This window comes from Paraburkholderia sp. JHI2823, assembly GCF_038900695.1.
Taxonomy (GTDB): domain Bacteria; phylum Pseudomonadota; class Gammaproteobacteria; order Burkholderiales; family Burkholderiaceae; genus Paraburkholderia; species Paraburkholderia mimosarum.
In genome coordinates, this window is record NZ_JAYMRY010000018.1 from 80,739 (window position 1) to 102,552 (window position 21,814).

Annotated in this window: 18 protein-coding genes; 2 read left to right on the forward strand and 16 right to left on the reverse strand. The window is 62.9% G+C overall.

Translation table 11 applies throughout. The features are described from left to right. Positions 1 to 25: 25 nt before the first annotated feature. A complete protein-coding gene (gene fghA / locus VSR34_RS20180; RefSeq protein WP_342963305.1) occupies positions 26 to 880 on the forward strand; it encodes an S-formylglutathione hydrolase in 855 nt (284 codons plus the stop codon). A gap of 20 nt (positions 881 to 900) precedes the next feature. Here the strand turns inward: fghA and VSR34_RS20185 are convergent, their stop codons facing one another. The 9 genes from VSR34_RS20185 to VSR34_RS20225 form a co-directional block, all read right to left on the reverse strand. Next, entirely contained in the window at positions 901 to 2,007 is a 1,107-nt protein-coding gene (locus VSR34_RS20185; RefSeq protein ID WP_081716025.1) for a GlxA family transcriptional regulator, read from the reverse strand. Between the two features lie 63 nt (positions 2,008 to 2,070). Continuing rightward, positions 2,071 to 3,075: a LysR substrate-binding domain-containing protein gene (locus VSR34_RS20190; protein ID WP_028212356.1), complete on the reverse strand. Its 1,005-nt coding sequence runs from the start codon at positions 3,073 to 3,075 to the stop codon at positions 2,071 to 2,073. Between the two features lie 355 nt (positions 3,076 to 3,430). Then, a complete protein-coding gene (locus VSR34_RS20195) occupies positions 3,431 to 4,924 on the reverse strand; it encodes an aldehyde dehydrogenase (RefSeq protein WP_028212355.1) in 1,494 nt (497 codons plus the stop codon). A gap of 18 nt (positions 4,925 to 4,942) precedes the next feature. Beyond that, positions 4,943 to 6,274: an FAD-binding oxidoreductase gene (locus VSR34_RS20200; RefSeq protein WP_342963306.1), complete on the reverse strand. Its 1,332-nt coding sequence runs from the start codon at positions 6,272 to 6,274 to the stop codon at positions 4,943 to 4,945. Between the two features lie 22 nt (positions 6,275 to 6,296). After that, complete coding sequence (locus VSR34_RS20205) at positions 6,297 to 7,184, reverse strand: dihydrodipicolinate synthase family protein (RefSeq protein WP_342963307.1); 888 nt, start codon at positions 7,182 to 7,184, stop codon at positions 6,297 to 6,299. A gap of 75 nt (positions 7,185 to 7,259) precedes the next feature. Next, positions 7,260 to 8,555: a serine hydroxymethyltransferase gene (gene glyA, locus VSR34_RS20210; RefSeq protein ID WP_342963308.1), complete on the reverse strand. Its 1,296-nt coding sequence runs from the start codon at positions 8,553 to 8,555 to the stop codon at positions 7,260 to 7,262. A 98-nt stretch (positions 8,556 to 8,653) separates the two neighbouring features. Continuing rightward, entirely contained in the window at positions 8,654 to 9,535 is an 882-nt protein-coding gene (locus VSR34_RS20215) for a glycine betaine ABC transporter substrate-binding protein (protein WP_342963309.1), read from the reverse strand. 82 nt (positions 9,536 to 9,617) lie between these two features. Then, positions 9,618 to 10,499 carry a proline/glycine betaine ABC transporter permease gene (locus VSR34_RS20220; RefSeq protein ID WP_028212350.1) on the reverse strand — a complete coding sequence of 294 codons (882 nt, stop codon included), beginning with the start codon at positions 10,497 to 10,499 and terminating at the stop codon, positions 9,618 to 9,620. After that, positions 10,496 to 11,785 carry a glycine betaine/L-proline ABC transporter ATP-binding protein gene (locus tag VSR34_RS20225; protein ID WP_028212349.1) on the reverse strand — a complete coding sequence of 430 codons (1,290 nt, stop codon included), beginning with the start codon at positions 11,783 to 11,785 and terminating at the stop codon, positions 10,496 to 10,498. Before VSR34_RS20225 ends, VSR34_RS20220 begins: the two co-directional genes overlap by 4 nt. Positions 11,786 to 12,403: 618 nt before the next feature. Between VSR34_RS20225 and VSR34_RS20230 the strand changes: the two genes are divergently transcribed. After that, the gene (locus VSR34_RS20230; protein WP_342963310.1) at positions 12,404 to 12,994 is read left to right on the forward strand and encodes a dimethylsulfonioproprionate lyase family protein; all 591 of its coding nucleotides are present in this window, start codon (positions 12,404 to 12,406) and stop codon (positions 12,992 to 12,994) included. Between the two features lie 33 nt (positions 12,995 to 13,027). Here VSR34_RS20230 and VSR34_RS20235 read toward each other — a convergent pair whose 3' ends face one another. The 7 genes from VSR34_RS20235 to VSR34_RS20265 all read right to left on the reverse strand — a co-directional run bounded on the left by VSR34_RS20235 (position 13,028) and on the right by VSR34_RS20265 (position 21,601). Then, the gene (locus tag VSR34_RS20235; protein ID WP_342963311.1) at positions 13,028 to 13,918 is read right to left on the reverse strand and encodes an SMP-30/gluconolactonase/LRE family protein; all 891 of its coding nucleotides are present in this window, start codon (positions 13,916 to 13,918) and stop codon (positions 13,028 to 13,030) included. Next, positions 13,915 to 14,682: an SDR family oxidoreductase gene (locus VSR34_RS20240; RefSeq protein WP_342963312.1), complete on the reverse strand. Its 768-nt coding sequence runs from the start codon at positions 14,680 to 14,682 to the stop codon at positions 13,915 to 13,917. The genes VSR34_RS20235 and VSR34_RS20240 overlap by 4 nt, the downstream gene beginning before the upstream one ends. 82 nt (positions 14,683 to 14,764) lie before the next feature. Next, on the reverse strand, positions 14,765 to 17,173 hold the full coding sequence (locus tag VSR34_RS20245; protein ID WP_342963313.1) for a glycoside hydrolase family 3 N-terminal domain-containing protein: 2,409 nt from the start codon (positions 17,171 to 17,173) through the stop codon (positions 14,765 to 14,767). A gap of 109 nt (positions 17,174 to 17,282) precedes the next feature. Then, positions 17,283 to 18,413, reverse strand: coding sequence for a sn-glycerol-3-phosphate ABC transporter ATP-binding protein UgpC (gene ugpC, locus VSR34_RS20250; protein ID WP_342963314.1), 1,131 nt, complete (start codon positions 18,411 to 18,413; stop codon positions 17,283 to 17,285). Between the two features lie 80 nt (positions 18,414 to 18,493). After that, positions 18,494 to 19,324: a carbohydrate ABC transporter permease gene (locus tag VSR34_RS20255; protein WP_028212343.1), complete on the reverse strand. Its 831-nt coding sequence runs from the start codon at positions 19,322 to 19,324 to the stop codon at positions 18,494 to 18,496. A gap of 3 nt (positions 19,325 to 19,327) precedes the next feature. Then, a complete protein-coding gene (locus VSR34_RS20260; RefSeq protein ID WP_028212342.1) occupies positions 19,328 to 20,245 on the reverse strand; it encodes a sugar ABC transporter permease in 918 nt (305 codons plus the stop codon). 60 nt (positions 20,246 to 20,305) lie between these two features. Next, the gene (locus VSR34_RS20265; RefSeq protein ID WP_342963315.1) at positions 20,306 to 21,601 is read right to left on the reverse strand and encodes an extracellular solute-binding protein; all 1,296 of its coding nucleotides are present in this window, start codon (positions 21,599 to 21,601) and stop codon (positions 20,306 to 20,308) included. Between the last annotated feature and the right edge of the window lie 213 nt (positions 21,602 to 21,814).

Here is a 21,814-nt window from a genome sequence, read left to right on the forward strand (position 1 = left end):
CGAACTACCGCGAGGCCTGATCCTTATGGAACGAATCGAACGGCACGCGAGCCACGGCGGAAGCCAGGAGGTCTGGAAACATGCCTCTTCCGTCGTCGGCGGCGAAATGAAGTTCGGCATCTATCTGCCCGAGGCCGCATTGCGCGGGCAGCAATGTCCGGTGCTGTACTGGCTTTCGGGACTGACCTGCACCGAGCAGAACTTCATCACCAAGGCGGGCGCGCAGCGCTACGCGGCGGAGCACGGCATCATCGTGGTCGCGCCGGACACCAGTCCGCGCGGCGACACGGTGCCCGATTCCCCCGACTACGATCTCGGCCAGGGCGCGGGCTTCTACGTGAACGCCACGCGGGATCCGTGGGCCAGGCATTTCCGCATGTACGACTACGTGGTCTCCGAACTGCCCACGCTCATCGAAGGCGGATTCCCGGCCAGCGACGCGCGCTCGATCAGCGGGCACTCGATGGGCGGCCACGGCGCGCTGGTCGTTGCGCTGCGCAATCCGGGCCGCTACCGCAGCGTATCGGCGTTCTCGCCGATCGTCGCGCCCAGCCAGGTGCCGTGGGGAGAGAAGGCGCTCGCCGCCTACCTCGGCGATGATCGCGAGGCATGGAAGCAATATGACGCCGTGGCGCTGGTCGCCAACGGGGGCAAAAGCGGGGGCAAAAGCGTGAGCGAACAGTTGCCGCTGCTCGTGGATCAGGGCGATGCCGACGATTTCCTGGACACGCAGCTCCGTCCGCAACTGCTGCAGGCGGCTTGCGAAAAAGTAGGATATCCACTGCAGCTCAATCTGCGCGAAGGCTACGACCACAGCTATTACTTCATCGCCAGCTTCATCGGCGAACACATGGCCTTCCACGCGAAAGCGCTCGCGTGACGCCGTGCCGCTAGCGCGATCTATTCGGCTGCGCTGGGCAGTTGCGCAACGGGTAGATCGACATATTCGTCCGGCGGCGGCATGTCCGGCTCGGTCGTGCCGCCCAATACCGCATCGGCATGGGGCAGTCGCGTCGAGCGATATTCGTTGGGCGATGCGCCAAACTCCTTGCGGAACTCGCGGCCGAGATGCGAGGCATCGGAAAAGCCGCATGACGAAGCAATATCGGCGACTGTGCGGTCCGAACTCGTCAACAGCCACGACGCCATGCGAATGCGGATCTGTCTCGCGTACGCGCCCGGCGACTTGCCGGTTTCCGTCGTGAAGAGGCGTTCGAGCTGGCGGACCGAAACATCGAGCCGGTGGGCCATGTCCGGCAGACTCAGCGGCTGGCCTACGTGCTGCTCCATCAGCAGAATGGCGCGCCGGACCTTGGGATGCGTAGCGGGCTCGAGCCCCGGGGGATGCGGCTGCGGCGCGTTGCCTTTCTGCGCATCGTCCACGAGCAGGATGCGCAGCGCCTTGCGGACGATCGTGGCCTCGACGTGGCGCAGCAGGATAGCCGCGGCGACGTCGATCGACGCACGGCCGCCGGAACACGTAATGCGCCTTCTATCGATCACGAAGAGCCGGTCGGCAACGAGATCGCGCTCGTCGACGTGCGGGAACCGCTCGACGAAATCCCAGTAGTGGAACCAGCTCACGCAAATCCGGTATCCGCTCATCACACCGGCCCGTGCGAGCGCGAACGCACCCGTGCAGAGTCCGACGAGCGTGGCAGGCGTCTCGGCCATGGCGCGAATGAAGGCGAGTGTCGCGTCGCTGGCCGGCGGCCCCGAATGCAACAGCCCGCCAACGATCACCACATAGTCGAATCTCTCGGCCTCATCGAATGTTGTCCACGGTGTGATCTGGATTCCACAACTGGCCCGAACCGGAACGAGAGTTTCGCCGACGATGGTCCACGAGCACCGCACCGGCCTGCTCATGTCGCCTTCGTCGCTCGCAAGCCTGAGCAGGTCGACGAAGCCCGAGAACGCCGTCAACGTGAAGTTGGGTAACAGGACGATCCCGAAGCGCAGCCGCTTCGCCGCCGCGGCTTCGCTATCGATCGAGTGATGAACCATTGGGACCGCCTGTTTCAATGCCATCCAGACAACCGATAGGGTGGAAAGCGCGCTGCCCGTTGCTCACTGGCTCGCAACGGCAACACCGGCATCGAGCCAGTCGTGCATCATGGCGCCGGCTTCATCGCTCAGCCAGTTCCGGAACTGCAGATACTCGGTGCGAGGCCGCGCGTTGCGGTGCGTGATCAAATAGTGGTGGCGGTCCTTGAAGACGAGCGCATCGGGAACAGGCCGCATCAGACGCCCCTGCTCGACCTGACGATGAACGAGATGATGCCAGCCAAGCAGCGTCCCTTCGCCGGCCTCCGCCTGCGCGACGAGAAGCCGATAGTCGTTGCTCTCCAGATGCCTGTTGTCCGCCAGTGCGTCCGTGCCGTCGCCCTGCTGGAACCAGTTGCGCCACACTCGCCAATCCACGTGCTCGCAAACCTGGGCACGCCCTAGCAACGAGAGATTCAAGGTGGGGTGCGATAGCAGGTCGAGCGGCTTGAGCTTCTTGCCGCGAAAATGCCGGTCGTAAAACGTCGGGCTGCAGACCGGATACACCACGTCATGAAACAACGGTTCGACCTCGTATTCCGGCTCGCGCGGCGGATTCTTCGTGATGATGATGTCCGGCTCCATGAGCTCGTCCAGCTCCATGAAGTGCTCGGTGACCATCACATGCAGCCGGATGTCCGGATATCGCGCGCGAAACGCGGGCAGACGCGACGACAACCACAACGCCGAAAAGGTGTGCGAAACACAAAGGGTCAACGCGTGCCTGTCCGTACGGCGCACCGCCTCCGCCGCCTCGGCGATATTCATGATGGAGAGATACGACGCGTTGTACAGAATGCGGCCGGCATCGGTCAGCGCGATATGGCGTCCGGTGCGCTCGAACAGCGCGACATCGAGCGAGTCTTCGAGCTCCTTGATTTGTCTGCTGATTGCCGCCTGCGTCACGCACAGCACTTCGGCCGCCTGAGTGAAGCTCTCGTATCTGGCCGCTGTCACGAAACATCTGAGTGCGCGCAGCGAGGGCATCTGGGCGAGGAGTCGGTCTGCGAATAGCTGCTTCTTCAACATGGATTGCACTCTCTACACGCTGCTCGCAGGGCGCATCGAAGTGTCGCTCGCCCGGCCGGGCCGGGGATGGCGGGGAGCGACTTGCACGCCACGAACCATAAAGGGATTCGAATGAGATGAGTTTGCGAGCCCGTCTGCCCGCTGGCAAGTGAGGCGATCCAGTATAAGGGTCCAATATAGTGCGGTGACGCCCCCCGGCTGCGCCTTGAGGCTTACATCGCGCCGACAGCACCGAGCGGCGGCCGAAATCGCGTTGAACTGGCCTTTCCTCTTCGATTTTGACGCCCTCTCCCTACGCGCATTTCAGGCCAGCCAGGCCAGATCGGCCCGCGCGCATTTTTTTGCCGCAACCGGTTCAAGCGAGCTTCAACCAGGTGGTCTTCAACTCGCAATACTGATCGTGGGCATAGACAGATTTATCGCGCCCGCCAAACCCCGATTGCTTGAAGCCGCCGAATGGCGTCGAAAGGTCGCCCTCGCCGAAGCAGTTTACCGTGACGGTGCCCGCGCGGATGCGCGCAGCGACCTTGTGTGCGTGGTTCACGTTATCCGTCCACAACGAAGCCGCCAGCCCGTAGCACGTATCGTTCGCGATCCGGATGGCGTCCTCCACGTCTTCGTATTCGATCAGGCACACGACCGGCCCGAACACCTCGTCCTGCGCGATGGCCATGTCGGGCATGACCTGATCGAAGATCGTGGGCTCGACGAACCATCCGCCAGTCTCGGTCGGGGCGGCGCGTCCCCCGCAAACCACGCGCGCGCCCTGCGCCTTCGCCTTCTCGATGTGCGCGAGCACCTTCTCGTAGTGCTTCTGCTCGATCAGCGCGCCGAGCTTCACATCGGGGTCGAGCGGATCACCCGTCTTCCAGCCCGCGAGCACCGCCTGCATTTTCTCGACCAGTTCCGCACGCTTGCTCGAAGGAACGAGAATGCGGGAGCCCGCGCTGCAGTTTTCGCCCATGTTCCAGAACGCCGCGGCGACGGCCTGTTCGGCGACCGCATCGAGATTCGCGACATCGGGAAGGATCACCTGCGGGTTCTTGCCGCCGCATTCGAGCACCACGCGTTTGAGGTTGGTATCCGCGGAATAGTGCAGAAAGCGCTTGCCGGTTTCGGTCGAGCCGGTGAACGCAACGAGGTCGACATCGGCATGGCGGCCCAACGCCTGTCCCGCGGTCTCGCCAAAGCCGGTGACGACGCTGAACACACCCGCTGGCACGCCCGCTTCCAAAGCGAGATCGGCAATGCGCAAGGTCGAAAGCGACGTCTGCTCCGCGGGCTTGACGATCACGCTATTGCCGACCGACAAGGCCGGCCCGATCTTCCACGCCAGCATCAGCGCCGGGAAATTCCACGGCAGCACTGCGCCCACCACGCCAATCGGTTCGCGCGTAATCATGCCGACCACCTCCGCGCCCGAAGGCGAAAGGGCGTCGTAGCGCTTGTCGGTGACCTCCGCGTGCCAGCGAATACAAGCCGCCGATTCTGGAATATCGAGCCCGAGGCATTCGCCGATCGGCTTGCCCGCTTCGAGCGCTTCGAGCAGGGCCAATTCGTCCACATGCTCGTCGATCAATTGCGCGAGGCGAAGCAGAACGGCCTTGCGATGAGCCGGCGCGGCCTTCGACCACACGCCGGATTCGAACGCACTGCGTGCGGCCGCGACCGCGCGGTCGACATCCTTGTCACCGCATTTCGCCACCTGCGCCAGTACTTGGCCCGAGGCCGGATTGAGCGTGGCGAACGTTTCGCCCGACGCCGCCCGGCACCGCTCGCCAGCCATCAATGCGCGGCCGTCGAGCGGCAATTCCGCGGCTTTGTGCTTCCATTCCTGATGCGTCGTCATCTCGTGTCCTTGGTTAGATTAAAGTTCGACGCCGGCCGACATTTCCTTTGCCCAGATCGTCGCCGACACTGCCATGTCAACGATCGGTCGGACCGGCAGTGAGCGCGGATGCGGCTGGTTCAGAAGTTGCCGCACGAGTTCACCGGTCTGTCCCAGCGCGTATTCAGCGATCAACTTGCCCGACGAGGAGCCCCTGCTCAGCCCGAGCCCATTGCACCCCACCGCTTCCAGGATGCCGTCGTCGCGGCGGCCGAACAGCGCCCCATTGTTCGCGGAGAGGCACAGCGGACCGCCCCACGTGTACTCGAGTTCGACGCCTTCCAACATGGGAAACCGGCGGTCGAACGAGCGCTGATGCAGTGCTTTCGCCTTCGCGAGATCGGCATCGGATACCTGCAGCCCGGGCCGAAACGCAAAATGGTTGCGCACGCAAATACGGTTCGTCGCGAGACGGCGCACGGTCGTGCCCATCGGGTCGGCGGGAATCAGCGACCACGACGGCGTTCCGCCCAGTCTTGCAACCTCTTGCGCATTCAGGACGCGAGTCATCGATGCGAACGTGTAGACCGGCAGCAGGCCGTTGGGATGCATGCCGAACGTCGCCGCGTAAGCGTTCGTGCAGAGAATCACCTGTTTGGCGACGATCTTTCCGCCGGCGAAGCGCAGGACTTTCTCGTTCCTGCGATGTTCGATTCCGGCCACCGCGCTCTGCTCGAAGACCGTGACGTTGGGAGGCTGCGTGGCCGCCAGGCCGCGCATGAGCGCCGCTGGCTGCACCGTGCTGCAACCCGGCGTGAACAGCGCGCCTTGATAAAAGTCCGTACCCGTCACCGCGCGAATGGCGGCTTGATCGAGCCATTCGAATGCTTCGTCGATACGCGACAAGCCCTGCGCAAAATGCGTGAGCGCGTCGAGCCCCTTCCTGTTGACCGACGCATGGAATTTGCCTTCATCGCGCCAGTCGCAATCGATGCCGTGCTCGCGAACGATCGAGCGTACGTAGTCGATGCCGTGCCGCTGGAATCGCACGTCGGCCTTGTCCTCCGCCACGCTGCGCGAATAGCTTTCGCTGCTGATGTCGTGCGGCAAATCGACGAAGAATCCGGAATTGCGCCCAGCCGTCGTGCGTCCAATGCGATCGGCCTCGACGAGCGCGATCGACGCATCGGGCGCGAGTTCGGCAAGCCGCCGGGCGGCGCATAGCCCGGTAATGCCGCCGCCGACCACGACCCAGTCGTATCGATGATCGGAAGACACGCTGCGGGCCGGCGCCGCGGGCGGCAGACTCTCCCACCATCCGTTCACGCCATCGGGCGCGGGAAAACGTGCGAATTCCAGATTCGAGACCATGTTCTGTCGTTGCCGAGTGATGTTACTGGGCGTTGCGAATCAGTGGTTGCACGAGCTGCGCAAACGCACTGCGCTCCGTTTCCGACAGCGCGCCAAGCGGCGCACGCGCCACGCCGACCGGCAGCCCCACCAGTTCGCAACCGTAGCGGACGTACTGGATGAATTTGCCGCTGCGTTCGAGCAGTTCGAGCACCGGTAGCAATTGCGCCATCAGCTTGCGGCCGAGAACGAAATCGTTTTGCTTGACGCACGCATCGAAGAGCGCCGTATGGGCTTCGGGCAGGAAATTGGAGGCGCCGCCCACCCAGCTCTTCGCACCCCACGCGAAGAATTCGAGCGCCTGGTCGTCCATGCCGCAACTGAGCACGAGACGGTCCTTGAAGTGCGTGACGAGGTGATGCAAATGCGAAATATCGCCCGTGCTTTCCTTCATGGCGATGAAGTTCGGCCGCTCGAGCAGCGTTGCCAGCACGCCGTCGCTAATTTCAGTCCCCGTGCGAGCCGGAAAGTTGTACAGCATGATCGGCATGTCGAGCGCGTCGTCGACCTTCAGCATGTGGCTGAGCAATTCCTCCTGCGTCGGCTGGGCATAGTACGGCGCGGCGACCAGCAGCGACGACAGCCCCGCGCGCTTCGCCTCCAGCCCCAGGCGAATCACTTCCTTCGTCGTCGTCGCATTGATGCCCGCGGTCAGATACGTCTTTCCACCGGCCGCCTCGGCAACGGTGTTGAATGTCTTCACGCGTTCCTCGAAACTCAACGCGTAGTATTCGCCCGTGGTGCCGCCGATCCCGAGTCCCGACACGCGGCCCGCGAGATTCGCTGCGTGCTTGCCGAGCAAGGCATGATCGATTTCACCGTTTTCCTTGAACGGTGTGACCAGCGGAGTATGTACGCCCTCGAAGCTCATTTGGATTCCTCTCTTCATTCGATCTTCAAACAGATAAATCTGGACTTCCGTGCACTCGCCGAGTCGGCGCGTGGCTTACGCCATGGCATCCGCGGGCGCGTAAACCGGAAACTGGTTGCACAGATCCCGCACACGGCTACGCACCGCGCGCTCGACGTGGTTGTCGCCGCCGGGCTCGCGCGCGAGTCCCGCCAGCACCTCGAGGATCATTTCGCCGATCTGCTCGAACTGAGCGGTGCCGAATCCGCGCGTCGTACCCGCCGGTGTGCCAAGCCGGATGCCGGAGGTCACGGTCGGATTTTCGGTGTCGAACGGAATGCCGTTCTTGTTGCAGGTGATGCCCGCGCGTTCGAGCGCCTTCTCCGCCTGCGTCCCCGTAATGTGTCTGGAACGCAGATCGACGAGCAGCAGGTGGTTGTCGGTCCCGCCCGTGACGAGGGAAAGACCGCCCGCTTGCAGGACGGTGCCCAGCGCCTCGGCGTTACGCAGCACGCGATCGATATAGCCCGAGAACTCCGGACGCAGCGCTTCGCCAAACGCCACCGCCTTGCCCGCGATGACATGCATGAGCGGGCCACCCTGCAAGCCGGGGAAAACAGCGGAATTGATCTTCTTCGCGATGTCGCCGTTGTTGGTGAGGATGAAGCCGCCACGCGGGCCACGAAGCGTCTTGTGCGTGGTGGACGTCACCACATCCGCGTACTTGATCGGGTTCTCGTGGCGGCCGGCCGCGACGATGCCCGCGATATGCGCCATGTCTACCATCAGCATCGCGCCCACGCTGTCCGCGATGTCACGGAAAGCCGCAAAGTCGAGTGCCCGCGGATAGGCCGAATACCCCGCGATGATGAGCTTCGGCCGGTGCTCCATTGCGAGGCGCCGCACGGCGTCGTAGTCGATCCTGTACGTCTGCGGGCTCACGCCATATTGCACGGCGTTGAACCACTTGCCCGAGAGCGCCGGCCGCGCGCCGTGCGTGAGGTGGCCGCCGGCGTCGAGCGACATGCCCATGACCGTGTCGCCCGGCTTGACCAGCGCGAGCATGACCGCGCCGTTCGCCTGTGCGCCGGAATGCGGCTGGACGTTGGCATATTCGGCATCGAACAGCGCCTTCACGCGATCAATGGCGAGCGCCTCGATCCGGTCCACGTGCTCGCAGCCGCCGTAATAGCGCTTCGATGGGTAGCCTTCGGCGTACTTGTTGGTCAGCACCGTTCCTTGCGCTTCCATCACCGCGGCCGAAACAATGTTTTCGGAAGCGATCAATTCGATCTGCGTTTGCTGCCGGCGCAATTCGAGCGCGATCTCCGATGCAATGACCGGGTCACGGCTCTGGAGCGTTTCAGAAAAGAAGCACGAGTTTTCGCTCACAGGTCACTCCAGGAAGTAATCGTGTCAAGCAGGCCCTGAAAGAACAAGAATCCTGGGGCAGCGGGCCATTCCTGCCCCGGTCGGTACGACCCTTCCCGCTACTTTTGCAGCCAGGCGTTCAGCTTGTCAGGGTGCGCATCGACGAACTTCTTCGCGGCCGCCGCGTAGTCGTTCGTCGCGTTGCCTTCGAGTTCGATGGCTTCGACGTCGGCCAGCGTCAGCTTGAAATGCTTGAAGAACACATCGGCGCGGGGAAACTTGCCGGCAAACTGTTTGGACGCGAACGCGTGGACCTGTTCCTCGCCACCCAGGGTGCCCTTGGGGTCTTTCAGATAGCGCATCTGCCATTTCTGCCAGAGCCAGTGCGGACTCCAGACGGTGGCGACCACCCACTGCTTCGTCTGATACGCACGGGACACGGCGGCCAGCATTCCGGCTTCGCTCGACGACTGCAGGTTGTAGCCGTCGAGGCCGTAAGCCTGCACCGACTTCGCGGAGGCCTGCATCAGACCGGAGCCCGGACCAATGCCCTGAATCGTGCCGTCGAGCTTGCTTTTGACTTCCGGCTTGCTCAGGTCCGTAATCGACGATACCTCGGACTCCGGAATATAGGCGGGCACGGCCCAGCCATTTCTGCCGCCCGTGTAGATGACGCCGACGTCATCCAGATCGTTCTTGTACTTGGCGTAGTACACGGCATGCGTCACCGGCAGCCAGCCCCCCACCATGATGTCGAGGTCGCCGCGCGCGACACCCTGGAACTGAATGCCGATGTCCGCATTGACGAACTTGACCGGCTGGTTCAGTTTCGTTTCGAGCACGTATTTGGCGACATTGGCCGTGGCGAGAACGTCGGCCCAGTCGGTGACCGCCATCTTGAGCGGTTCCGCCGCCGCTGCCGACCCCGTGCCGACACCGAGAGCGACGACCGTCGATATCGCGACCTTCGCCGCGAGCGATTTGAAGATATTGCTAATCATGTTAGTACTCCGTAGGTATGTTGACATCACCAGTTCCGTCGTTCGACCTCCCGCCCATGATTTCGGGCGGCCGTCCGGTTTCTCAGCTATGCGCTGCTTCGGCGGCGCCAGCCTTGCCCGCTTTCGTGACGGTTCTCCTCTTCTTCGACTTCACGCCGAACGTTTCCGTCAGGCGGTCCAGCACGATAGCCAGCAGCACGACCCCGAGACCGCCTTCGAAGCCAATGCCGATATCGAGGCGCTGGATGCCGCTCAGCACGTATTCGCCGAGGCCGCCTGCGCCGATCATCGAGGCGATCACGACCATCGAAAGCGACATCATGATGGTCTGGTTCACGCCGGCCATGATGGAAGGCAACGCGTTCGGCAACTGGATTTTCCAGAGCAGCTGCGCGTCCGTGCTGCCGAACGAGCGGCCCGCTTCGAGCAGTTCCTCGCGAACCTGGCGAATGCCCAGCGTAGTTAGTCGCACCACAGGCGGCATGGCGAACACGACGGTTGCGATCACGGCGGGGACTCGGCCCAACCCGAACAGGATCACGGCGGGAATCAGATAAACGAATGCGGGCATGGTCTGCATGAAATCGAGCAGCGAGCGCAGGATGATTTCCACCCGCTTGTTGCGGGCACCCCAGATGCCGAGCGGCACGCCGACGACGAGGCTGAACACCGTCGCGGCAACGACAAGGGCCAGCGTCGAGACCGTTTGCGGCCACAGCCCCATGTAGTGAATGAGCAGCAGCGCGATGCCGACGAATACTGCGAAGGCGATCCCGCGGCGCCACAACGCGAACGCCACGAGAAAGACGAGCATCGCGACGAAGGGAATCGCCCCAAGACCGACTTCGAGCAGCTTGACGACCGCACCCAGCGCCGCGGAAAACGCGTTGAAGCCGCCCTGGAAGTGATTGAAAAGGAAATTGACGGCGTTCTCTGCGAACTTGCCGATGACTGACGAATTCATGCTGCCCTCCGCTCCATGACCTGCTTGAGTATCGTTCGGCACGACACGACGCCCGCGAGCTTGCCCGCAGCGTCCGTGACCGGCACGTCGTGTTGCTGGCTCAGGGCGATCGCGGAAAGTTCGTGCAGGTCGGTGTCCAGCGAGACCGTGCTCAAGTCCTTGAGCAACGCTTCGCGCAGGGGTTGGGCGCCCGCCTTGTGCAGCGAAGCGGGCGTGACGCAGCCCTGGTAGCGGCCGGCTTGATCGCACACGTAACCGCACTCGGCGCCGCTATCGATCAGTTGATTGAGGTAACGCTCCGCGGGCGCGCCGACATCACCGGCAATCAGTCCGCGCTCGACGCGGGTCAGCAGGCTCTCGGCCTTGAGGAAACGCGAGACGTCGACGTGGCGGAAAAAGTCCCGCACATAGTCGTCCGCCGGCGACTGAATGAGTTCGGCCGGGGTGCCGACCTGGATCAGGCAGCCGTCCTTCATGATGCCGATGCGGCCGCCGATCTTGATCGCCTCTTCGATATCGTGCGAAATGAAGACGATGGTTCGCTGCTCTTCCTTCTGCAGCCGCAGCAGTTCACTCTGCATTTCGAAGCGGATCAGCGGATCGAGCGCGGAGAAGGCCTCGTCCATCAGCAGCACCGCAGGATTGACCGCCAGGGCGCGCGCAAGTCCGACCCGCTGCTGCATGCCGCCAGAGAGTTCGCCGGGCAGTAGCTTTTCGTACGAGCCGAGGCCGACGCGCTCGAGTGCCGCACGGGCGATTTCGTAACGCTCGGCCTTCTTCATGCCCGCAACTTCCAGGCCGTACGAGATATTGTCGAGCACCGTGCGGTTAGGTAGGAGCGCGAACGACTGGAATACCATCGCCATCTTCTTGCGGCGCACTTCGCGCAGCTCGACGGTGGACATCGGTGCAATGTCGCGGCCTTCGAGCACCACCTGACCGGACGTCGGCTCGATCAGGCGGTTGAGCAGCCGCACGAGCGTCGACTTGCCGGAACCCGAAAGGCCCATGATGACGAAGATCTCGCCGGCCTTGACGTTGAGGCTGACGTCGTTGACCGCCACCATGTTGCCCGTGCGCTTGAATACTTCGTCGCGCCCCAGGCCCTGCTTGACCAGTTGCGCGGCAACCTCGGGCTTCGGGCCAAAGATCTTCGACAGGTTACGGACCGTCAAAATGTCGGTTCCCGAGATGGCGACGGGCCGGGCCACCGACTGCGCGGCTGCGGTGTGGATTGCGCCTGGAGGTATCACGTCTTCCGGCGCGAACGTCAGATTTGGGCTCATTCGGTCTTCCCAACTGGCAGGATCAAAAATTGACGCTGGTGAACTTCGCAATGACCAGAAGTTCTCGCGTGGCGATTCAGCTAGCACCGGTACTCACCCGGCTTTGAATCCAATACACAGGTGAATTCCATTCCGATGCGGCAGGTGATGCTGTGATCGCAGCGTAGCAATCCAAATTGCGCGCTCCAGCTACATTTTCTCGGCCCTTTTCCATACCTTTGGTAATGCATGGGAAACGCTTCATGGGCAGGGAAACGTTCAGCGAATCCGCGAGTGCGGCGCGGAATCCAAGCCAGGCGGGGCTTTGCGGGTGAATGAATGAAGGGGTGGGCTTGTTCGGCCACGGCTCACGGATCGGCGAAATCCGCTTGCGCCAAGGGAAAGTCCTGGTCGGGATGAGTAAGGGAAATTACTGGTAAATCGCTGAATGGCTTGCCGGCCGCACAAATCCAGGCGCAAAGTTCAGACGACGAAAGGCAAATGCCCCGTCCTGGTGCGCAACGCCTTGCGCGCCAGGACGGGGCATCAATTCGTTCAAGCCAGATGAACAACGACTGAGGCCGTCCCGGCCCTGCAGTCGCTCTGCTACAAATGCCACAACCGGGCTATGGAGCACCCATGTATCAGCGACACCAGAACCTCGAGCATTTCATCCGCGTCGCGCGAAATCTTTTTCGGGCGCGAGCGCTCCCCGATGCTGCCCGCCAGTTGGCCGTGGCGGTATTCGAACGTCTCGATCAGCCATCCGACGACGGAAAGCGAAACAACGAACGCTATCCGGCCTGTGACCTTCTCGATTCTGCTCTTGCCCCACTTCTTGGGGACTCCTCCGGTCTCGGGGAGGCTGCTCGCACGATCAAGCTACTCGAACCTGCCATTGGATGGCAACGGCGAACGTCCGGAATGTACGGAAGCAAAGATTATGTCGAGAACCACGTGCATGGCATGATTTGCGGCCCCGGCGGGATGGAAAGCCGTTACGACGTCCAGCTCGGGTTTTCATTGCTCGCGCCGGCCACCCGGTACCCCGATCATCAGCACCCGCCGGAAGAGGCCTATGTACTTCTGAGCGCAGGGGAGTTTCGCCAACGTGACGGGGACTGGTTCGATCCGGGCCTCGGCGGCGGGCTGCACAATCCCCGCAACGCCGTACATGCGATGCGGTCGGGAACGACCCCGCTTCTGGCGCTTTGGTGTCTGCTGATATAGCGCCGCCAAAGGCGCCGCCTACATCCAGGATGATTAGTCTTCACGCCGCGCGAATGCTGTGCATCGCGCCTGAACCTGCCCCGGTACCGGCGCGCGAAAGGAAAACAGACCGCCCGCTTGCGGCTGTTTCTGCCGCTCGGCGCGCGTAAGACCCTTCCACGCGGTGGAAACATAGACCGTCTGCAGATCGTCCCCGCAAAACGCAAGCTTCGTGATGTTCGCGCAAGGAAACGCAACCTGTTTGACAAGGTCTCCCTTGGGCGAGTAACGCTCGATCCTCCAGCCGCCAAACAACGCAACCCACACGTAACCATCGGCATCGACGGCCATCCCGTCCGGGTGGCCGTCGCCGGAAATTGCCGCGAAGACACGCTTGCGCGACAACGTACCGTCCTCTGCCACATCGAACGCGTACACGACGCGGCGCATCGTGTCGTTGTGATAGAGCGTGCCGCCGTCCGGACTCATGGCCGGTCCGTTGGTGATCACATAGCCGCTGTCCTGCGGGTTCGCCGTGCCGTCCTGGTCCACACGATAGAGCGTGCCGCTCGGCGCTTCTTCGGCGTCGTCCATCGAGCCAAACCACAGGCGGCCGCGCGCATCGACGAAACCGTCGTTGAGGCGGTTGCCGGGCAGATGCGACTCGATGTCCATCAGCTTGTCGAACTGCCCGCCCACGGCATCGAAACGATACAGCCCGTCAGGCAGGCCGCACACGAAAACCCGATCCCCGAGCGGCGCGATGAAGCCGGGCTGGTCGGGCGCATACCATGTCGTGCGCTGTCCAGTCGTGACCACGAGGCGATGAATCTGGCGGCCCTTGATATCGACGAAATAGACCGCGTTTTCCTCGGCCTGCCACAGCGGCCCTTCCGCGAGTTCCGCGCCGACCGGCCATACGCACACGGGTACACGCACGTTCATTCTCCGTACCATCCTGCATCGACGAAATAATCGCGACCGGAGCAGCGCGCGGCATCGTCGGACGCGAGAAACAGCGCCATGCGCGCGACGTGCTCCGGCTCGATGCGCAGTTGCAGGCATTGCCCCGCGACGACCTTCGCCTCGCTCTCGGCCGTTTGCCACAGGTTCATCTGCCGCGGCGTCTTCACCGCGCCGGGGATGATGCAGTTCACGCGGATGCCGGCGCGGCCCAGATCGCGCGCAAGACCGCGCGTGAGCCCTTCGATGCCGGCCTTCGCAGTCAAATAGATCGGCAGGCTCGGCAACGCGACGTGCCAGGACACCGAGCCGAAGTTGAGGATCACGCCGCGTCCCGCTTCGCGCATGCCTTTCGCAGCGGCTTGCGCGCAGAAGAACTGGTGACGCAGGTTCACGGCGATGCGCTCGTCCCAGTAGCTCGCCGTCAGTTCGCCGATTTCGTGGCGGTCATCGTTGCCGGCGTTGTTCACGAGCACGTCGATTGGACCCACGGCATCGACGATCGACGTGAACGTGCCATCGATCGCCTCCACACTGCGCAGGTCGCATCGCCGGAACTGAGGCGGATACTTCGCATTGCGAAGCGTTTCCTGAAGTGCGAGCGAATCCTGCTCGGCAACGTCGAGGAAGAACACGCGCGCGCCTTGTTGCGCAAATGCCTCGACGATCGCGGCGCCAATACCGCTGCCGCCACCGGTGATTACGACGGTTTTGTCCGCCAGGCTCGGATAGATTGCGTACGACATCACATATTCCAGTTATGACTTTTCAAAGCCCAAACAGGGCGGCGAGCCATGAAGGCACGCTGACCTGTTGCTTGTCCAGCGCTTACGACACGACCTCGACGGCGCTCAGCATGCGCCAGTCGCGCGGCAACGTTCGCACGGCATCGCCCGTCACCGTTACGGTGCCGTTGAGCGCGATGTCGCGGCTCGAACTGCCGACCATCAGATCGAAGTCGCCCGGCTCGACGATGCGCTCACCACGCCCGTCGGTGAAATTGAGCATGTCGACGGGCAGCTCCACGCGCACGCGCGCGCTCGCGCCAGCCGCGAGCGGTACGCGGGCGAACGCCTTCAGCTCACGCACGGGCCGGGCCGACGACGCGTGCCGGTCGCGCACATAGATCTGCACGACTTCCGTGCCCTCGCGCTCGCCCACGTTCTCGACAGTGAAGCTCAGTTCGACGGTGCCGTCTTCGATCGGGATCTCGCGCTGTGCAACCGCAAGCTCGCTGTAACGGAACTGCGTGTAGGCAAGACCGAAACCGAACGGGTAGCGCGAACCGAAGTGATAGGCAACCGGCGTGCCCGCACTCTTGAGGCGATGGTTGTACACGTACGGCACGGCCCCCGCGCTTCTCGGCACCGATAGCGGCAGGCGCCCGCTGAAATTAGCGCGACCGACAAGCAGGTCGGCCAGCGCCTCGGCACCGCGCTCGCCCGGTGCGAAGGCCATGACCTGCCCGGCGATGCGATCTTCGAGACCGCCGAGGTTGTACGGGCGGCCGCCCGTCATCACCACGACGGTTGGCGTGCCGCTCTCGACCACGGCGTTGAGCAACTGCAGCTGCACGCCAGGCAGCTCGAGGCTGTCCGTATCGGAACCTTCGCCTACCGTGCCGGACTGGAACAGCCCTGCGAGATCGCCCACGAATACCACTGCTACGCCTGCCTCGCGCGCCGCATCCACGGCAGCCGCAATTCCTTCGGTATCCTTGCTGATCAGCTCATCGCGGTTCGTGAAGGTGCTCAGGTCGAGCGAGACGTCGCCCGGGAAAACGGGCGCGCCTGCACGGCGCTCCTTGATGATGTCGCAGCCCTTCGCGTGAAGCACGCGCTCCTCGCCCAGCAGCGCGCGCAGCGCGCCCAACGGCGTGGCCATAGTGGCGACAGATTGCTCGCCCGAGTTGATGAGGTGCACCGGGAAGCTGTAGCCGGCGAGCAGCGCAAGCGGATCGTCGGCCGTGGGACCGATCACCGCGATTTTCTCCGCGCCGTTGGCCTTCAACGGCAGCACACCGCCTTCGTTGCGCAGCAAAACGGCCGATTGGAGCGCGACTTCATAGGCGGTGTCGCCCGCCGTTGCGCTCTTCACATCGACGCGTTCCGGGTCGACGTACGGGTTCTCGAACAGTCCCAGACGGAATTTCGTGCGCAGCACGCGCGAAACGGCGGTATCGATGGTCGCTTGAGTAATTTCACCGCGATCGAGTGCCTCTTTCAGATGGATCGCGCACTCGTGTCCGGGAAGCTCGACGTCGAGTCCGGAATTGAACGCGAGCGCCGCCGCCGAAGCGCTGTCGCGCGCCACCGCATGGTGGCTGTAGAGCAGGTCGACCGCGGCGTAGTCCGCCACGACGAGACCTTCAAAGCCCCACTTTTCCCGCAACGTGTCGTGCAGCAGCGTGCGATCGGCATGGCAGGGCACGCCGTCGATGTCGTGGTAGGCCGGCATGATCGAGCCCGCTTTCGCGAGCTTGACCGCCATTTCGAAGGGCAGCAGAAATACGTCGTTGAGTTCGCGCGGTCCCACATGCACGGGCGCGTGGTTGCGTGCGCCTTCGCTCGCCGAATGGCCGACGAAGTGCTTGAGCGTGGCAAGCACATCGCGCCGCTCGCCTTGCAGACCATTGACGTAGTGGCAAGCAAGCACGCCGACCAGGTAGGGATCTTCGCCGAGCGTTTCCTCGGTGCGGCCCCAACGCGGATCGCGCGACACGTCGAGCACCGGAGCGAGCCCCTGGTGGCAACCGATGGAGCGCGCCTGCTCGCCGATGATCTGCCCCACTTCGCCCACGAGGCCCGGATTCCACGTCGCCGCGTAATTCAGCGGCGACGGGAACAGCGTGGCGTCCTTGATCATCAGGCCCACGAGGCATTCCTCGTGCGACATGACCGGAATACCGAGGCGCGTGTCCTCGACCATCTTGCGCTGCAGTTCGTTGAGCGCGCGCACGCCCTCTTTCGGTTCGACCGTATGGGTTCCGAGCGGACGCGTGATCTGTCCAAGACCGTGCTGCAGGATTTCGTCGACGGTCAGCTCGTCCGCACTGCTCGCAAAATCGATGCTGCGAGCCATGTGCTTGCCGTCGGCCGACAGTCTCAACCACGCGGCATGAAGCTGCGCTATTTTCTCGTCCAGCGTCATGCGTGCGAGCAGGTCGGCGACGCGCTGCCCGGTCGGCGCATCGGACCGGCGATAAAGCGGAACCTCAGTGGTGTGTTCAAGCGACATCGATTCACTCCCTGGAATTGCAGAAGACGGCATTGGTTGATCGCCGTCTATTTAGTAGTGCTTCTCGAACCAGGCGTTGCCTGGCCGCGCGGCGAAAGCCGCGCTGGACTTAAATGAGGCGGCGCAGCGCCATATCGTGGTCGTCGAAAACGTGGCACGCCTCGGGCGGCAGGGAAAGGTTGACGAGTTCGTCGTGTGTCAACGCACTGTCACCAGGCACTTTTGCGATCACTGTCGCCGCGCCCGCGCCCGTCTGCGTCGCATGGATATAGCTGTGCTCGCCCATGTGCTCGACGAGCTTCACGCGGCACGCCAGCGTCTGCTCGTTTCGTGCATCCACGGCCACGCGCAGATGCTCGGGACGCACACCGAGCGTCACCTTCATGCCGGCGCGCGCACGCGAGCCGTCCACGCGCGCACGCACGCGCTCGCCACTTGCCAGGTCGATGACCACGCCGCCGTCATCGCCGCCCGTCACCGTGCCTGCAAAGAAGTTCATCTTCGGCGAGCCGATGAAGCCCGCGACAAACCGGCTCCTGGGATGGTGATACAGATCGAGCGGTGCCCCGACCTGGGCGATACTGCCATGCTTCTCCATATGAGCGCCGGCCTGCAGGAGCACGATGCGGTCGGCCAGTGCCATCGCTTCGACCTGATCGTGCGTCACATACACGGCGCTCGCCTCGCTGAACTCGCGATGCAGACGCGCGATTTCGGTACGGGTCTGTACGCGCAGCGCGGCGTCGAGATTCGACAGCGGCTCGTCGAACAGGAAGACACCCGGCTCGCGCACGATCGCGCGCCCGATCGCGACGCGCTGGCGCTGGCCGCCGGAGAGCGCTGCGGGGCGGCGTTCAAGATAGCTATCGAGTTGCAGGGCGGCAGCGGCGCTGCGCACCTTCTTGTCGATGACGGCCTTGTCGACTTTCGCCTGACGCAGACCGAACGCCATGTTCTCGTACACGCTCATATGCGGATAGAGCGCGTAGTTCTGGAACACCATCGCAACCTTGCGTTTCGCGGGTTCGACCTCGTTCATCCGTTCACCGTCGATGCGCAGCTCGCCGTCGGTGATCGATTCGAGACCGGCGATCATGCGCAGCAGCGTGGACTTGCCGCAGCCCGATGGCCCGAGGAACACGCAGAACTCGTTCTTGCCGACCTCTAGGTTGGCGTCGCGGATCACCGCGTTGCCGCTCGCGTAGGCCTTCTGTACGTTATTGAGGGAGATGCTTGCCATATCGTTTTATGCAAAGTTCGGTGTGCTGGCCAATCGATGACACTTCGGCCCGCACGATTCGAGGCGGTGTGCGATGCGGATCAGCCCTTGAGGGAGCCGGCCATCATCCCCTTGATCACGCGCTCCTGACCGAACGCGTAGGCAACGATCAGCGGCAACGACGTGAGTACGAGAACGGACAGCATCGAGGGTATGTTCGACGCGTATTGCCCCATGAAATCCCAGATCGCGAGCGGCAGCGTGCGGTGCTCGGAGGTCGACGTGAGCATGTACGCAAAGATGAACTCGTTCCAGAGACCGATGCCGTTGAAGATCGCCACCGTGGCGAGCCCCGGTCCCGAAAGCGGGAAGAAGATCCGCCAGAAAATGCGGAACGGGCTGCAGCCGTCGAGTTGCGCGGCTTCTTCCAGCTCGCGCGGAATCTGGCGCATGAACTCGGTCAGGATGAAGATCGACACCGGCAGGCTGAGCGCCACATAAGGTCCGAGCAGCGCGAACGGCGTGTCGTAAAGACCGAGGTTGCGCGTGAGCAGGTAAATCGGCACGAGGGTCGCATGCAGCGGCACGATCATGCCGGCAATCACGAGGCCGAAGAGCGTCTTGTTCAGCGTGAAGCGCATGCGCGCAAACACATAAGCCGCCATCGCGCTGATGATGACGATGAGCGCCACCGACACGCCCACCGTGAACACGCTGTTACGGAAATACGTGAAAAACGGCCCTTGCAGCACCGCCGCGTAATTGCCCCAATAGAGATGGCTCGGCGGGGCCCACACGGACGACGCGAAGGTCTCTTCCTGGCTCTTGAAGCTCGATACGACCATGAAGATGAACGGGACCGTCGTGACAGCCAGCCAGATCAGCGCCAGGAGCGGAATGCCCACGCGCGGGAAGCGGAATTTCTTGTTCATGGTTCAGACCTCGGTTGCATAACGACGGGTGAAATACATCGACACCGCCGCGACCGTGATGACGATCAGGAACATCGCCGAGCCGATGGTGCTGCCGTAGCCGAGTTGGAACGAACTGAACACCGTGCGATACATGTAGGTGGCCATCACCTCGGACGAACCCTCGGGGCCGCCTCCGGTCATGACGAAGACGAGATCGAAGTAACGCAGCGAACCGAGCACGGAAAGGATCACCGCGGTGCGCACCGTGCCTTGCAGATGCGGCAGCTTGATGCGCCAGAAAATGGTCCACTCCGAAGCGCCGTCGAGCAGCGCCGCCTCGTTGACTTCGGCCGGCATCGACGAGAGCCCCGCGAGGAACAGGATCATGTAGAAAGGCGCGTTCTGCCAGATGATCACGGCAATGGTCGCACCCAGCGAAAAATGCGGGTCGCCCAGCCAGTCCTTCGCGATGCCATCGAGCCCGAATGCCTGCAGCGCGACGTTGAGCGGACCGAAATTGGGATCGTAGATTTGCTTGAACAGTACGCCGATGGCCACGCTCGACATGAGCAGCGGCAGGAAATAAAGCACCTTGAGCACGCGCGATCCACGGCCGGCCTTTTCGAGCAGCACGGCGAGCGCGAGCGCGACAGGAAGCTGGATGACGATCGAGGCGACGGCAAGAATCACGTTGTTCTTGAGCGATTGCCAGAACACCGTGTCGTGGGCGAGCCGCGCCCAGTTCGCGAGCCCGGTATAGCGCGCGGTGTTGCCGAGGCCATTCCAGTCGAGCAGCGACAGCCGCAGGCTGGAGACGAGCGGATAGAGCAGAAATATGGCCAGCAGCAGCAGCGCAGGCGCAAGGAACGCGACCGTCACGAGCGTTTGCGATGAAAGCTTCAGCCGGCGTTCGGGTGTAGCGGAAAGTGCGATATTCACGAGCTTTTATGCCGGGCGGCACCTCGCGGCGCCGCCCTGACATTTCCTTAGGACTGGAGATTAACCGCCCTTCTTCGAAGCGGCTTCCATTTGCTGCGCGGCGGCTTCGGGCGTCAGCGACAGACCGAACAGCGCCTGCGTCGTGTCCTTGTGCAGTTCGCCGAGCGCCGGCGGCAGCGCCTGGTCGTACCAGAGCTGCACGCTCGGAGCGGCGGCGAGCATTTGCTGCAGACGCTGCGTGAACGGATCGGCGATCTTGACGTTGTTGACCGGCGGAAGCTTATGGTCATCCGAAGCGCGTGCCTGCATGGCCTGGTCGTCGGTGAGTGCCTGGATCAGTTTGAACGCGGCGTCCGGCGTCTTGCACTCGGCCGAGATGCTCAGGAAGCCATCGCCCACCGTGCCGATCAGGTCGCGCGGGTCGCCCTTGCCACCCGGCACGCTCGGGAACGGGAAGAAGTCGAGATCCTTCGAGAAGCCCGGATTTTCGTTGGCGATCGTCGAAGCCTCCCAGGCGCCCATCAGCTCCATTGCAGCCTTGCCCGAGTACAGCAGACGGCGCGACGCGCCCGAGTCGTAATCGAGACCGTTGATGCCCGGCGCGAACGCGCCAGCCTTCACGAGTTCCTGAATGCGCTTGCCGGCTTCGATGAACGCCGGATCTTCGAAGCCCTTGCCCTTGCCTGCGATCGCGTCGCTCACGACCTGCGGACCGCCGATACGGTCGACGAGGTACATGTAGTACATCGAACCGGTCCATTTGTTCTTGTTCGCAAGCGAGAACGCTGCCACGTTGTGCTGCTTGAGCACGTCGACGACGTGCATCAGTTCATCCCACGTCTTCGGCGGCGTGATGCCGTACTTTCTGAAAACTTCCTTGTTGTAGAAGATCACCGCGGCCGCTGCGTTTTCGGCAGCCACACCGTAGGTCTTGCCGTCGAACGTCGTGACATTCCACGACGACTGCATGAAGCGGTTGCGATACGCCGGATCCTTGCTGAGGTACGGCGTGAGATCGACGATCTGGCCTGATTTCACGTATTCGTGCAGGCCGCCGCCGCCCCAGTTCTCGAACACGCACGGCGGCTGGTTGGCACCGAATGCAACCTTCAGCTTCGTCTTGTAGGCCTCGTTCAGGACGTGCGAATTCTCGACCTTGTAACCCGGCACCGATTTTTCGAACCGGTCCGAAGCGTCGCGAATGATCTTGCTCGACGACGCATTGGTCTGCTGATCCCAGACCGTGATCGTCCTGGCCTCCGCCGCTACGGCGTTCGAAACGACCACAGAAACCGAAAACAACAGTGCCGCGGCGCCGGCAATCGCACGCGCCTTGGAGAAACCTGGGTACGCCATGTTTGTGTCCCCTCTTCTGAATATTTGAGAGCTACCTGAACTATCCGACGGTTTAACGTTAGCCTTAACGTTAAGTGATGTTAATCCCGCATCTGAACTCCGGCTATGCGGGATTTTCCTGGTGCGCACCGCGCCGGAGCTTGCGTCACGCGCAAAGTCGGCTCGCTCTCAGGCGGTCGAACGTACGCGCTTCTGATAGAATAGCCGGCATGT